The sequence below is a fragment of the Microbacterium sp. YJN-G genome, from assembly GCF_015040615.1.
Classification (GTDB): Bacteria; Actinomycetota; Actinomycetes; order Actinomycetales; family Microbacteriaceae; genus Microbacterium.
In genome coordinates, this window is record NZ_CP060402.1 from 323,000 (window position 1) to 336,002 (window position 13,003).

10 protein-coding genes are annotated in these 13,003 nt (G+C 69.3%); 6 read left to right on the forward strand and 4 right to left on the reverse strand.

From position 1 onward, the window contains the following. Nucleotides 1-136: 136 nt before the first annotated feature. From H7694_RS01520 to H7694_RS01535, 4 genes are read right to left on the reverse strand one after another with little or no spacing between them, the layout of a single operon-like run. Entirely contained in the window at nt 137-1,558 is a 1,422-nt protein-coding gene (locus tag H7694_RS01520; RefSeq protein WP_193597829.1) for a rhamnulokinase, read from the reverse strand. Further along, nucleotides 1,555-3,591 (reverse strand): bifunctional aldolase/short-chain dehydrogenase, encoded by a 2,037-nt coding sequence (locus H7694_RS01525; protein WP_264674911.1) that lies wholly within the window; start codon nt 3,589-3,591, stop codon nt 1,555-1,557. Before H7694_RS01525 ends, H7694_RS01520 begins: the two co-directional genes overlap by 4 nt. A 34-nt stretch (nt 3,592-3,625) precedes the next feature. Next, entirely contained in the window at nt 3,626-4,789 is a 1,164-nt protein-coding gene (rhaI, locus tag H7694_RS01530) for an L-rhamnose isomerase (protein WP_193597830.1), read from the reverse strand. Next, entirely contained in the window at nt 4,786-5,136 is a 351-nt protein-coding gene (locus tag H7694_RS01535) for an L-rhamnose mutarotase (RefSeq protein WP_193597831.1), read from the reverse strand. The genes rhaI and H7694_RS01535 overlap by 4 nt, the downstream gene beginning before the upstream one ends. Before the next feature lie 209 nt (nt 5,137-5,345). On the opposite strand from H7694_RS01535, the gene H7694_RS01540 reads away from it, so the two are divergent. From H7694_RS01540 to H7694_RS01565, 6 genes are all read left to right on the forward strand, one after another. Next, nucleotides 5,346-6,023: a DUF624 domain-containing protein gene (locus tag H7694_RS01540; protein ID WP_193597832.1), complete on the forward strand. Its 678-nt coding sequence runs from the start codon at nt 5,346-5,348 to the stop codon at nt 6,021-6,023. A gap of 100 nt (nt 6,024-6,123) precedes the next feature. Beyond that, the gene (locus H7694_RS01545) at nt 6,124-7,659 is read left to right on the forward strand and encodes an extracellular solute-binding protein (RefSeq protein ID WP_193597833.1); all 1,536 of its coding nucleotides are present in this window, start codon (nt 6,124-6,126) and stop codon (nt 7,657-7,659) included. Nucleotides 7,660-7,711: 52 nt separating this feature from the next. Next, a complete protein-coding gene (locus H7694_RS01550; protein ID WP_193597834.1) occupies nt 7,712-8,686 on the forward strand; it encodes an ABC transporter permease in 975 nt (324 codons plus the stop codon). Then, nucleotides 8,686-9,567 carry a carbohydrate ABC transporter permease gene (locus tag H7694_RS01555; protein WP_193597835.1) on the forward strand — a complete coding sequence of 294 codons (882 nt, stop codon included), beginning with the start codon at nt 8,686-8,688 and terminating at the stop codon, nt 9,565-9,567. The genes H7694_RS01550 and H7694_RS01555 overlap by 1 nt, the downstream gene beginning before the upstream one ends. Continuing rightward, nucleotides 9,564-10,208, forward strand: coding sequence for a DUF1961 family protein (locus H7694_RS01560; protein ID WP_193597836.1), 645 nt, complete (start codon nt 9,564-9,566; stop codon nt 10,206-10,208). The genes H7694_RS01555 and H7694_RS01560 overlap by 4 nt, the downstream gene beginning before the upstream one ends. Further along, complete coding sequence (locus H7694_RS01565) at nt 10,205-12,850, forward strand: Tat pathway signal sequence domain protein (RefSeq protein ID WP_193597837.1); 2,646 nt, start codon at nt 10,205-10,207, stop codon at nt 12,848-12,850. The genes H7694_RS01560 and H7694_RS01565 overlap by 4 nt, the downstream gene beginning before the upstream one ends. Nucleotides 12,851-13,003: the final 153 nt, after the last annotated feature.

Sequence of the window (13,003 nt, forward strand, 5' to 3'; positions counted from 1 at the left end):
TCGTGGTGCGCTGATGGTCGGTCTCCTCTCAGCGCGGTTGTCCTCGGCCCGCTGGATATCACCATAGGTGTGGTGCCCCAGTTGGACGAGCCGTGGGTCGGAGCGTGTCCGGAGCCGCTCGACGACCGGCACCCCCTCAGCGCGGCTGGTATCGCTCGAGCGGGTACCCGGCGGCGACGAGAACGCGCAGCTCTTCGAGCGCCGTGGGCGCGGCCTGCGCCGCACGCGCCTGCACGAGCACGTTCCCGAGAGCCGTCGCCTCGACCGGGCCCGCGAGCACCGGCAGACCCGCGCGGTCGGCGGTCGCCTGGCAGAGCAGGCGGTTCAGCGAACCGCCGCCGACGATGTGGATGCTGTCGACCGGCCGCCCGGCCAGCTCGCCCGCCCTGCGCACGGCATCCGCGAAGGCTGAGGCGATCGACTCGACGATCGACCGGACAAGTCCCGCCCGATCGGCCGGCACGTCCGCACCGGAGGCGCGCAGCAGCGCCGCGATGCGGGCGGGCATGCCGCCGGGGGCGCTCAGCGCCGGGTCGTTCGCGTCGAACAGTGGCACGTCGGCAGGCACCGCACCGGCGGCCTGCAGCAACTCCGGCAGGACGATCGGGGTGCCGTCCTCCTCTTCCCACGCGCGCACGGTCTCGCTGAGCAGCCAGAGCCCGGTGACGTTGTGCAGGAAGCGGATGCGGCCGTCGACGCCGAGCTCATTGGTGAAGTTCGCCGCGCGAGCGGCATCCGTCAGCACCGGCTCCGCCAGCTCCAGGCCCACCAGGCCCCAGGTGCCGCACGAGATGTACGCCGAGTGGGGCGTCGAGAGCGGCGCGGCGACGACGGCGGATGCCGTGTCGTGCGAGCCGACCGCGACGACCGGCAGCTCGGCGCCGATCCGGTCGGCGAGCTCCGGGCGCAGCGTGCCGATCACGGTGCCCGGATCGACGAGCTCGGGCAGGATGCCGGCCGGGATGCCGAGACGTCCGGCCAGGTCGAGATCCCATTCCGAGGTGCGCACATCGAGCAGGCCGGTCGTCGAGGCGTTGGTGCGCTCGGCGACCTGCCGCCCGGTGAGCAGGAAGGCGAGCAGATCGGGGATCAGCAGTGCGGCGTCCGCCTGGTCCGTCCGCTCGTCGATGCGGTACTGGTACAGGGTGTTGAACGGCAGGAACTGCAGGCCGTTGCGCGGGTACAGCTCGGCGAACGGGACGATCGCGTGCGCCTGTGCGACGCCGCGCTCGGTGCGCTCGTCGCGGTAGTGGAACGGCTCGGCGAGCAGCGTCCCGTCGCGCAGCAGGCCGTAGTCGACCGCCCACGAGTCGATGCCGATGCTCTCGATGCCGGGCTCACGGCGCACGGCCTCGGCGAGGCCGGCGACGATGTTCTCGTACAAGGCGCCGAAGTCCCAGTGCAGGCCGTCCTCGCGCTGCACGGGCCCGTTCGGGAACCGCGCGACAGGCTCGAGCTGCACCGAGCCGTCGCCGACGCAGCCGATCATGACCCGGCCGCTGGTCGCGCCCAGGTCGACCGCAGCGAAGGTGCGGGCCGGTCGCTCGGCCCTGATCATCGCAGGAACGCGGCGGCGACGCCGGAGTCGACCGGGATGTGCAGGCCGGTGGTGCGGCTGAGCTCGGGGCCGGTGAGCACGTACACGGCGTCGGCGACGTTCTCGGGAACGACCTCGCGCTTGAGGATGGTGCGGTTGGCGTAGAACTGGCCGAGGTCCTCTTCGGCGACGCCGTAGGTGGCGGCGCGGTTGGCGCCCCAGCCCGAGGCGAAGATGCCCGAGCCGCGCACGACGCCGTCGGGGTTGATGCCGTTCACGCGAACGCCGTGCTCGCCGAGCTCGACTGCCAGCAGGCGCACCTGGTGGGCCTGGTCGGCCTTGGTCGCCGAGTAGGCGATGTTGTTCGGGCCCGCGAAGACCGAGTTCTTCGACGAGATGTAGATGATGTCGCCGCCGAGCTTCTGGTCGATCAGCACCTGTGCGGCCGCCTTCGAGACGAGGAACGAGCCCTTCGCCATCACGTCGTGCTGCAGATCCCAGTCCTTCTCGGTGGTCTCCAGCAGCGGCTTCGACAGCGACAGGCCGGCGTTGTTGACGACCAGGTCGACACCGCCGAAGGCGAGCACGGCCTCGTTCAGGGCTGCCTGCACGGCATCCGCGTCGGCGACGTTCGCCGCGACGCCGATGGCGACGTCGGTGCCGCCGAGTTCGGCGGCCGCGGCCTGTGCCTTCTCGAGGTCGAGGTCGGCGACGACGACGCAGGCGCCCTCGGCGGCCAGGCGGGTGGCGATGGCCTTGCCGATTCCGGATGCTGCGCCCGTGACGAACGCGATACGACCCTGGTGCGACTTCGGCTTCGGCATCCGCTGCAGCTTGGCCTCTTCGAGCGCCCAGTACTCGATGCGGAACTTCTCGGCATCAGAGATCGGGGTGTAGGTCGACAGCGCCTCGGCGCCGCGCATCACGTTGATCGCGTTGACGTAGAACTCGCCCGCCACGCGGGCGGTCTGCTTGTTCGCCCCGTACGAGAACATGCCCACACCGGGCACCAGCACGATCAGCGGGTCGGCGCCGCGGATCGCGGGGGACTCGGACGTCGCGTGCGCGTTGTAGTAGGCCTGGTAGTCGGCGCGGTATTCGGCGTGCAGCTCGTGCAGGCGCGCGAGCTGCTCGTCGAGCGTGGCCGTGGCGGGCAGGTCGAGGATGAGCGGCTTGACCTTGGTGCGCAGGAAGTGGTCGGGGCAGCTGGTGCCCAGCGCCGCCAGGGCCGGCGCCTTCTCGGAGGCGAGGAAGTCGAGCACCACATTGGAGTCGGTGAAGTGCCCGACCATCGGCTTGTCGGTCGAGGCGATGCCGCGGATGCTGGCCGCCAGGGCGGCTGCGCGCTCGCGCCGCTCGCCCTCGGGCAGTGCCTCGAAGCACGGACGGATGCCGCCGAACGGCGCCGCCTTGCCGTGCTCGGCGATGTAGGCGGCGGCGGTGTCGATGATCCACAGCGAGTTGGCCTCGGCCTGCTCGCTGGTCTCGCCCCACGCCGTGATGCCGTGCCCGCCCAGGATCGTGCCGATCGCCTGCGGGTTCTCGGCCTTGATCTGCGCGATGTCCAGGCCCAGCTGGAAGCCCGGGCGACGCCACGGCACCCACACGACCCTGTCGCCGAAGATCTTCTGCGTCAGCTCGGGGCCGTCGGCGGCGGTCGCGATCGCGATGCCGCTGTCGGGGTGCAGGTGGTCGACGTGCGCAGCATCCACCAGTCCATGCATCGCCGTGTCGATCGACGGCGCCGCACCGCCCTTGCCGTGCAGGCAGTAGTCGAACGCGGCGACCATCTCGTCCTCACGGTCCAGCCCCGGGTACACGTCGACCAGGGCGCGCATCCGGTCGAGACGCAGCACCGCCAGGCCCTGCTCGGTGAGGGTGCCCAGGTCGCCGCCAGAGCCCTTCACCCACATCAGCTCGACCGGGAGACCTGTGACCGGGTCGGTCTCGGTGCCCTTGGCCGACGTGTTGCCGCCGGCGTAGTTGGTGTTCTTCGGGTCGGCGCCCAGGCGGTTCGAGCGCGCGATCAGGGCTTCGGCGGTGGGGTTGATCATCAGGATGTCCTTGTCTCGTCTCGAGGTGATGCGCTCAGGCGCCCCAGCCGGCCTGCACGCCGCCGACGCGGTCAGCAGCGGTCTGCGCCAGGTAACCGGATGCCGCGAAGGCGGCCATCGGGTCGGCGGGAAGGCCGCGCTCCTCGCGCCACTCGGCCAGCGCCGGGCGCACATCGGTGTAGAACGCGTCCATGAAGACGGCGTTGGCGGCGAGCACGTCGCCGGACCTCTGCGCCGCGGCGAGAGCATCCAGGTCGACCAGCAGGGCGCGGGCGGTCATCTCCTGCACGTTCAGCACCGAGCGGATCTGGCCGGGGATCTTGTCCTCGATGTTGTGGCACTGGTCGAGCATGAATGCCACGTCGGGGTTGTTCAGTCCGCCACCGCGGACCACCTCGAACAGGATGCGGAACAGCTGGAACGGGTCGGCCGCGCCGACGATGAGGTCGTCATCGGCGTAGAAGCGCGAGTTGAAGTCGAACGAGCCGAGCTTGCCCAGGCGCAGCAGCTGCATGACGATGAACTCGATGTTGGTGCCGGGGGCGTGGTGGCCGGTGTCCAGGCACACCATCGCCTTGTCGCCGAGGGCGCTGACCTGCGCGTACGAGGTGCCCCAGTCGGGAACGTCGGTGTGGTAGAACGACGGCTCGAAGAACTTGTACTCCAGCACCAGGCGCTGGTCGTCGCCGAGGCGCGCGTAGATCTGCTGCAGCGACTCGTGCAGCCGGTCCTGACGGCCGCGCATGTCGGCCTGGCCCGGGTAGTTCGAGCCCTCGGCGAGCCAGATCTTCAGATCGCGGCTGCCGGTGGCATCCATCACGTCGATGCAGGCGAGGTGGTGGTCGATCGCCTTGCGGCGCACTGCGGCATCCTCGTGGGTGAGCGCACCGAACTTGTAGTCCTCGTCCTGGAACGTGTTCGAGTTCACTGTGCCCAGCGCGACGCCGAGATCCTCGGCGTGCTTGCGCAGGTCGCCGAAGTCGCACATGTCCCACGGGATGTGCAGCGCCACCGACGGCGCGAGCGCGGTGTGCTTGTGCACCTGCGCGGCATCCGCGATCTTCTCGAACGGATCGCGCGGGGTTCCCGGCGTGCCGAACACCTTGAAGCGGGTGCCGGAGTTGCCGAACGCCCACGACGGCAGCTCGATCGACTGCTTCTCGAGAGCGGCGAGATGGTCGGCGGTGAGGATGCTCATGATTCGGTGCTTTCTGCTGCGGCGAGCTGGGATTCGAGGTTGAAGACTTCGGTCAGCGGGGTGGCGGCCTGGTCGGGGCGGCCCTCGAGGCCGATGAAGAACCGGCCCATCTCGGCCTCCCACCGGCCGGCCACCTCCGAGGCGGCGAGGTAGGCCTGCGCGGCGGCGTCGTCATCGGTCTCGTAGTAGCCGATGAGGGTGCCGCCGTCCGCGAGGAAGAGCGAGTAATTGCGGCGGCCGGATGCTGCGATCTCGGCGAGCATCTCGGGCCACACGGGGGAGTGCCGTTCGAGGTACTCGTCGAGCAGCTCCGGGCGTACCTGAAGCCTGAAGGCGACGCGGGTCATGGTGCGTTTCTCTCCTCATCGAGGCCGATCACCGACGATCGGTTGAATCGTTTCATATCACGATATGCAGAGGGGTGCCGGCTGTCAAGCCAGCGAGTCCTGCGAATGACGAAGTGTTTGACACGTTTCAAACTACCCGTTATCGTTCCGGACGGAAAGCGTATTCCCGAATTCGGGTGCGTCCCGACACGGACATCGACGGAGATCCCATGCAGACGCAGGACCTTCACGCGCACTGGGCGGTGCGGCTGCACAGTGCCTTCGAGTGGGTGCTCTGGGTGGCGACCGTCAACGCGCTCTGGTACCTGTTCGCCCTGGCCGGCGGCATCCTGCTGGGCACCGCGCCGGCATCCGTCGCCGCCGCCGAGCTGACCCGGCGGCGCCTGCGCGGCGAGGGCTTCCGCACCCTGCCGGCATTCGCATCCGCCTGGCGACGAGAGTTCGTGCGCGCCAACCTCGTCGTCGGCCCCGTGCACCTCGTGCTGGCTCTGCTGGCCACGGCGGTGCTGGGCCGATTCCGGGCGGATGCCGTCGGCAGCGCCTGGTCGGCGGCCGCTCTCGTCGCCCTGGCCGTCACCGCCGTGATCGCCGCGCTGCTCGTGCCGCTGTACGTCGAGTACGACCTGCCGCTGCGGTCGTACCTCGGCGTCACGGTGCGGTGGATGGCCGCGAACCTCGCGCACGTCGCGCTGCTGATCGCGGTCGCCGCAGCGATCGTCGTCGCCAGCGCGCTGGTGCCGGGCATCATCCCGTTCCTCTCCCTCGGCGCCTGGATCACCGCCAGCACCGCACTGTGCCTGGCCTTCTTCGCGGCGAACGAGCGTCGTCTCGAGGAGAACGCGCGCCTCGCCTCCGCATCCACGGCCCGGCCGGCATCCCTGAACTGAAATCCGTCCCTACGTGCAACACCGAACGCCCCAACACCGAACGCCCCTACACCGAACGCCCCAACACCGAACGCCCCTACACCGAACGAAGGAGTTCTCCATGAGCACCAGAGCACGCACCACCGCAGGGCTCGCCCTGCTGACCGCATCCGCCATCGTTGTCACCGGCTGCTCCAGCGGCGGTTCCGACGAGGCCGAATCCGGCGACCTGAAGAGCCTGAGCGTGATGGCGCCGTTCCTCAGCACGACCTCGCCGAAGGACGGCAACGAGATCGAGCTCGCCATCGAGAAGCAGATCGGCGTCGACCTCGAGATGACGTGGGTGCCCAACGCCTCGTACGGCGACAAGGTGAACATCACCCTGGCCGGCGACGACCTGCCCCAGGTGATGGTCATCCAGGGCAAGGACCCCGGCTTCGTCCGCAACGCCGAGGCCGGCGCGTTCTGGGACCTCACCGAACACCTCGACGACTACCCGAACCTCGCGACCGACCTGCCCGAGGTGCAGAAGGCGTCCAGCATCAACGGCAAGGTCTACGGTGTGTTCCGCGCCCGGGATGCGATGCGCGAAGCGGTGATCATCCGCAAGGACTGGCTGCAGAACCTCGGCCTCGAGATGCCGACCACCGTCGACGAGCTCGCCGAGGTGGCGCGCGCATTCACCGAGGACGACCCCGACGGCAACGGCGCCGACGACACCTACGGCCTGATCATCCCCAAGTGGCCCGGCACGATCGGCACCAACAGCCCCTGGGATGCCATCGAGACCTGGTACGGCGCTGGTACCCGCTGGACCGAGCGCGGCGGTGAGCTTGTGCCGAGCTTCACGACCGACGAGTGGCTCGAGGCCGTGCAATTCGAGCGGCAGCTCGTCGAGGACGGCGTCGTCAACGCCGACTACGCCACCTTCGACTCGGCGAAGTGGAACGAGCCGTTCCTCACCGGTCAGGGCGGCATCATCATCGACGTGCACTCGCGTGCAGGTCAGCTGATCGGTTTGTTCAAGCAGAGCGACCCCGAGAACTTCGAGAACTACGTCGACATCACCGGCAACCTCGAGGGCCCCGACGGCGAGGTGCATGCCCTGCCCACCGCCGGCTACAGCGGCTTCCTGGCGATTCCGCGCTCCAGCGTGCGCACCGAGGAGCAGCTGAAGCAGGTGCTGCAGGTGCTGAACGACCTGAACTCCGACGAGGTCGGCCCGCTGCTGAACAACGGCATCGAGGGTGTCACGTACGAGCTCGAGGGTGACCTCGCGGTCGGCATCGACGACGTGTCGCAGGAGCTCAAGGACACCGTCGGCGCCTACGCGCAGCTGGGCACCAACGTGAACGGCTTCAAGGGTTACCGCCCGAAGCAGGCATCCGAGTACGAGCAGGAGATGTACGACAAGCGCAAGCAGATCGAGGCAGCCGACCTCGAGCTCGCCGAGTTCGACCCGGCCGCGCCGTACATGTCGCCCACCTACGTCTCGAAGGGCGCGCAGCTCGACACGATCGTCGCCGATGCCCGCATCCAGTACATCGCCGGTCAGCTCGACCTCGACGGACTGAAGGATGCCGTCGCCCGCTGGCGCTCCAGCGGCGGTGACGACGTGATCACCGAGATCAACGAGCTGGCGGACGCCGACTCCTGATGGATGTGCCGGGGCGGCCGCAGTCCGCCCCGGCATCCCGAGAGAACCCATCATGACGCTCCTGATCGATGACCAGGTGACCCAGACCGAGGCGGTCACCGTCCATGAGCCGCGGAAGCGCCGACGCGGCGTGCGCGTGCACTTCAGCCAGTTCAAGTGGCTGTACCTGCTGCTGATCCCCGGCGTGATCTACTTCCTGCTGTTCCGGTACTGGCCGATGTTCGGCGCGATCATCGCGTTCAAGGACTACGTGCCCTTCCTCGGCATCGCCGACAGCCCGTGGGTCGGCTGGCGGCACTTCGACGACTTCTTCAGCAGCCCCGACTTCGGCCGGCTGCTGGCGAACACGCTCATCCTCGCGCTGCTGAGCCTGGTCATCGCGTTCCCGCTGACGATCATCGTGGCGCTGCTGCTGAACGAGCTGCGGCTGTCGATGCTCAAGCGCACCGTGCAGACCCTCATCTACGTGCCGCACTTCCTGTCGTGGACCGTGGTCGCCTCGCTCACCTACCTGCTGTTCGCGCTCGATGTCGGGCCGCTGTTCCAGCTGGTGAACTCGCTGCTCGGCACCGACATCAACTTCCTCGCCGACCCGGCCTGGTTCCGGCCGCTGATCGTGCTGCAGGACATCTGGAAGAACACCGGCTGGGGAACGATCATCTTCCTCGCCGCGCTCGCCGGAGTCGATCAGGCACAGTACGAGGCGGCGATCATCGACGGCGCCGGGCGCTTCCAGCGCGTCTGGCATGTCACGCTGCCCTCGATCATCCCGACCGTCATCGTCATGTTCGTGCTGCAGATGGGCTCGGTGCTCAGCACCGGCTTCGAGCAGATCTACCTCATGACGAACTCGCTGAACCGCTCGGTCGCCGACGTCTTCGACACCTACGTGTACTTCATGGGCATCACGCAGGGCTCCTACAGCTACTCGACCGCGGTCGGCCTGTTCAAGGCGATCGTCGGCGTGATCCTGATCTTCGGCGCCAACGCCCTCGCGCGCCGCTACCAGCAGACGGGGATCTTCTGATGGCTCGCGAGAAGTACCGGTTCAACACCCCCGCCGGGCGCGTGTTCGATGTGTTCAACATCACGCTGATGGTGGTCGTCTCGATCATCGCGCTCGTGCCGTTCATCTACGTGCTCGCCGGCTCGTTCGCCACCGAGGCCGAGCTCGCGACGCGCTCGTTCTTCCTGTGGCCCGAGACGTTCTCGACAGAGGCTTACAACTCGATCTTCAGCAGCCCGGCCTTCCTGCGGGCGCTGATCACCACCATCCTCGTGACGGCGGTCGGCACGATCGTGCAGCTCGTGCTGACCGCAGCCATGGCCTATCCGCTGAGCAAGGCGAACCTGCCCGGCGGGCGGGTGATGCTGTCGCTGATCGTGTTCACGATGGTGTTCGGCGGCGGCATGATCCCCACGTTCCTCGTGGTCAAGGATCTCGGTCTACTCGACAACTACTGGGCGCTGATCCTGCCGGCCGCGATCAACCCGTTCAGCCTGATCATCATCAAGAACTTCTTCCAGCAGCTGCCCAACGAGCTCGAGGAGTCGGCGAAGATCGACGGCGCCAACGAGCTGCAGACCCTGTGGAGCATCGTGCTGCCCCTGTCGAAGCCCGTGCTGGCCACGTTCGCGCTGTTCTACGCGGTGGGCATCTGGAACGACTTCATGTCGCCGCTGCTCTACCTCAACGACAACTCGATGTGGACGCTGCAGATGTTCCTGCGGCAGGTCACCGTCGCCACCGACATGACCGTCGTCGAACAGGATCCGACCCAGCTGCCGCCCTCGCAGGGCATCAAGTTCGCGGTGATCATCGTCGCCACCCTGCCGATCGTGCTGTTCTATCCGTTCCTGCAGAAGCATTTCGCCAAGGGCATGCTGATCGGCTCGGTGAAGGGATGAGCCTGCTGTACCGCAACGCGCTCACCGGTCCCGACGACATCGCCGACTGGGTCGCCGAAGGCCCGGTGGACGCGCGACGCGGCGACGACGGCCTGCTGCTCTCGAGCGGCGGCGGTCACGACGACCACTGGACGCTGTGGTGCCCCGAGGTGTTCGGCGACCGCATCCGCGTGACCTGGGAGTTCTCACCCCGTGAGGAACCCGGGCTTGCGATGCTGTTCTTCGGCGCCGCGGCTGCGGCCGGCGGCGGCATCTTCGACCCCGGCCTCGCACCGCGCAGCGGCGCCTACCCGCAGTACCACTCGAGCGATCTGCGCACCCTGCACGTGTCGTACTTCCGCCGTCGCTGGGAGGACGAGCGCGCCTTCCACACCGCCAATCTGCGCAAGTCGCCCGGGTTCCATCTCGTCGCGCAGGGTGCCGACCCGCTGCCCCCGGTGCGCGATGCGCGCGGCAGCTTCTACCGGATCGAGCTCGTGCACGACGCGGGCCGGGTGCAGTTCAGCATCGACGGGCTGCCGCTGTTCCAGTGGGACGACGACGAGACCACCGGGCCCCGTGCCGGTGCCGGGCGGATCGGCTTCCGGCAGATGGCACCCCTCACCGCCACCTACCGCAATCTGGAGGTTCACCGACTGTGACCGGCAATTCTCTCCGCATCCCGCTGCGCTGGCTGGACGGCCACGCCCCCGAGGCACTGCCCGCCGGCGCCACCTGGGGTGTGCCCGTCGCCCGCGGTCGTCTCGCGTCGACCGGCGGCCTGCGGCTGCGCACGGCATCCGGCGCCGACGTGCCGGCGCAGTTCTGGCCGCTCGCGACCTGGCCCGACGGCTCGGTGAAGTGGGCCGGCTGCGCGATCGGCGCGGGTCCGGTCCCCGACGACTGCGTCGTGACCGAAGCGGATGCCGCGCAGCAGCCGCCCGCCCCCTCGGCGCCGGTTCGCGTCGACGAGGGGGAGCGGGTGGTCGTGGACACCGGAGCGCTGCGCGTCGCGATCGGTCGGGTGGGCGACGACGTGCTGCTGCACCGCGTCGAGCGCGGCGGCCGCGCGGTCGCCGAGGATGTGCGGCTGGTCAGCCTGCTGCAGGACGAGATCGACGAGGACGGCGGCGGCACCCGCCGCCGGTTCCGCTGCCGCGTGGACGGTGTCGCCGTCGAGCAGCGCGGGCCGGCGCGCGCCGTGATCCGCATCGACGGCGTCCACCGCGAGGAGCGCGGCGATCGCGCCTGGCTGCCGTTCCGGGTGCGCGTGGTGGCGGTGGCGGGCTCGGCGCAGCTGCGCCTCGTGCACACGGTGATCTGGGACGGCGACGCCGAGAGCGACTTCCTCGCCGGGCTCGGCATCCGCGCCGACGTGCCCCTGCGGGCTCCGCTGCACGACCGTCACGTCCGCCTGGCGGGCGCCGGCGGCGGTCTCTTCGCCGAGGCGGTGCGCGGCATCACCGGCCTGCGCCGCGACCCGGGCCACGACGTGCGTGCGGCGCAGATCGCCGGCCGCCCCACCGGTGATCCGGCCACCTGGAAGCCGGCGGTGTCGCAGCGCCTGCATCTGATCCCCGCGTGGGCCGATGTGACCCTGACCCAGCTCAGCGCCGATGGGTTCCGCATCCGCAAGCGCACCGGAGCCGGCCACGCGTGGATCGACGCCGGGGCGGGTACCCGCGCCGAGGGGTACGCGTCGATCAGCGATCCCGAGGGCGGCTTCGCCATCGGCATCCGCTCGTTTTGGCAGTCATGCCCCGGCCAGCTCGACCTGCGCGACCTGACCGGCGACCGGGCGCAGCTGACCGCCTGGCTGTACGCCCCGGCGGCCGAGCCGATGGACCTGCGGTTCTACCACGACGGTCTCGGGCAGGACGACTACGCCTCGCAGCTGGACGCACTCGAGATCACCTACGAGGACTACGAGCCGGGCTTCGGCGACCCGCACGGCGTGGCCCGCACGCACGAGATCACACTGTTCGCGCACGACCGCACCCCCTCGGCCGCCGAGACGGCATCCGCCGTCGAGCAGCTGCAGCGGCCTCCGCTGCTGCAGCCCACACCGCAGCACCTGCACGAGGCGGGGGTGTTCGGCGATTGGGCGCCGATCGACCGCTCGACCCCGCTGCGCGCCGAGATCGAGGACAGCCTCGACTTCCTGCTCGACTTCTACCTCGGCCAGGTCGACCAGCGCCGGTGGTACGGGTTCTGGGACTACGGCGACATCATGCACACCTACGACCTCGACCGGCACGTGTGGCGGTACGACGTCGGCGGATACGCGTGGGACAACAGCGAGCTCTCACCCGACCTGTGGCTCTGGTACTCGTACCTGCGCAGCGGCCGCGCCGATGTGTTCCGTTTCGCCGAGGCGATGACCCGGCACACCGGGGAGGTCGACGTCTATCACCTGGGCCGCTGGCAGGGCCTCGGGTCACGGCACAACGTGCAGCACTGGGGATGCAGCGCCAAGCAGCTGCGCATCAGCAGCCCGGTCTACCGGCGCATCTTCCATTACCTCACCGCTGACGAGCGCACCGGTGATCTGCTCGACGAGCTGCGCGACAGCGACGAGCGCTTCCTCGACACCGACCCCACCCGCAAGGTGCGGGAGGACGCCGCCACCTACCGTCCCGACCCGAAGGCGCTCGCCGTGGGGCTCGGCACCGACTGGAGCGCCCTGGCGGCGACCTGGCTCGCCGACTGGGAGCGCACCGGCAACGAGCGCTCGCGCGACCGGCTGCTGGGCACCATGGCCGACATCGCGGCACTGCCGAACGGCTTCCTTACCGGCGAGGCGCTCTACGACATCGAGCGGGGGCGCTTCGACACCAGTCGCGAGCGCATCGCCGTCTCGCACCTGAGCGCGGTCTTCGGCCTCGTCGAGGTGTGCAGCGAGCTCATCGACCTCGTCGATGTGCCGGGCTTCCGCGAGGCGTGGATCGACTACTGCCGGCTCTACCTCGCCTCTCCCGAGGAGCAGCAGGCGGCGGTCGGTCAGACCCTGACCGGCATCCATCTCGAGCAGGCGCACAGCCGCCTGCTGGCCTTCGCCGCCGCGCGCACCGCAGACGGCGATGCCGCGCGGCGTGCCTGGGAGGCGTTCGAGGGCGTCGGGGAGTGGCTGCTGCACCGCCGCGACCTCGAGCTGCACCGTCTCACCGGTCCTGAGGTGCTCAATCCTGTCGACGAGGTGCCCTCGCTCGGCACGAACGACGCCGCGCAGTACGGTCTCGCCGCGATCCAGAACCTCGCCCTGATCGGCGATGCCCTGCCCAGCGAGGCGCCCGTCACGCGCTGAGTGCGCTGAGCGACACGGCGAACCGGCGAACCGGCGAACGCGCCGCAGACTCCGGTCTGCGGCGCGTTTCGCGTGCCGGGGTGATGCGCTACCCGGCGACCCGCGGGCGCTGAGGGTCAGCGCGGCACACGGAAACGGGGCCGAACCACCTTC

What these genes read in the sequence shown, in the direction of transcription:
- H7694_RS01545 (WP_193597833.1), top strand. Translation starts at nt 6,124, where the DNA reads ATGAGCACCAGAGCACGCACCACCGCAGGGCTCGCCCTGCTGACCGCA.
- rhaI (WP_193597830.1), bottom strand. Translation starts at nt 4,789, where the DNA reads ATGAGCATCCTCACCGCCGACCATCTCGCCGCTCTCGAGAAGCAGTCG.
- H7694_RS01535 (WP_193597831.1), bottom strand. Translation starts at nt 5,136, where the DNA reads ATGACCCGCGTCGCCTTCAGGCTTCAGGTACGCCCGGAGCTGCTCGAC.
- H7694_RS01525 (WP_264674911.1), bottom strand. Translation starts at nt 3,591, where the DNA reads ATGATCAACCCCACCGCCGAAGCCCTGATCGCGCGCTCGAACCGCCTG.
- H7694_RS01540 (WP_193597832.1), top strand. Translation starts at nt 5,346, where the DNA reads ATGCAGACGCAGGACCTTCACGCGCACTGGGCGGTGCGGCTGCACAGT.
- H7694_RS01520 (WP_193597829.1), bottom strand. Translation starts at nt 1,558, where the DNA reads ATGATCAGGGCCGAGCGACCGGCCCGCACCTTCGCTGCGGTCGACCTG.
- H7694_RS01560 (WP_193597836.1), top strand. Translation starts at nt 9,564, where the DNA reads ATGAGCCTGCTGTACCGCAACGCGCTCACCGGTCCCGACGACATCGCC.
- H7694_RS01555 (WP_193597835.1), top strand. Translation starts at nt 8,686, where the DNA reads ATGGCTCGCGAGAAGTACCGGTTCAACACCCCCGCCGGGCGCGTGTTC.
- H7694_RS01550 (WP_193597834.1), top strand. Translation starts at nt 7,712, where the DNA reads ATGACGCTCCTGATCGATGACCAGGTGACCCAGACCGAGGCGGTCACC.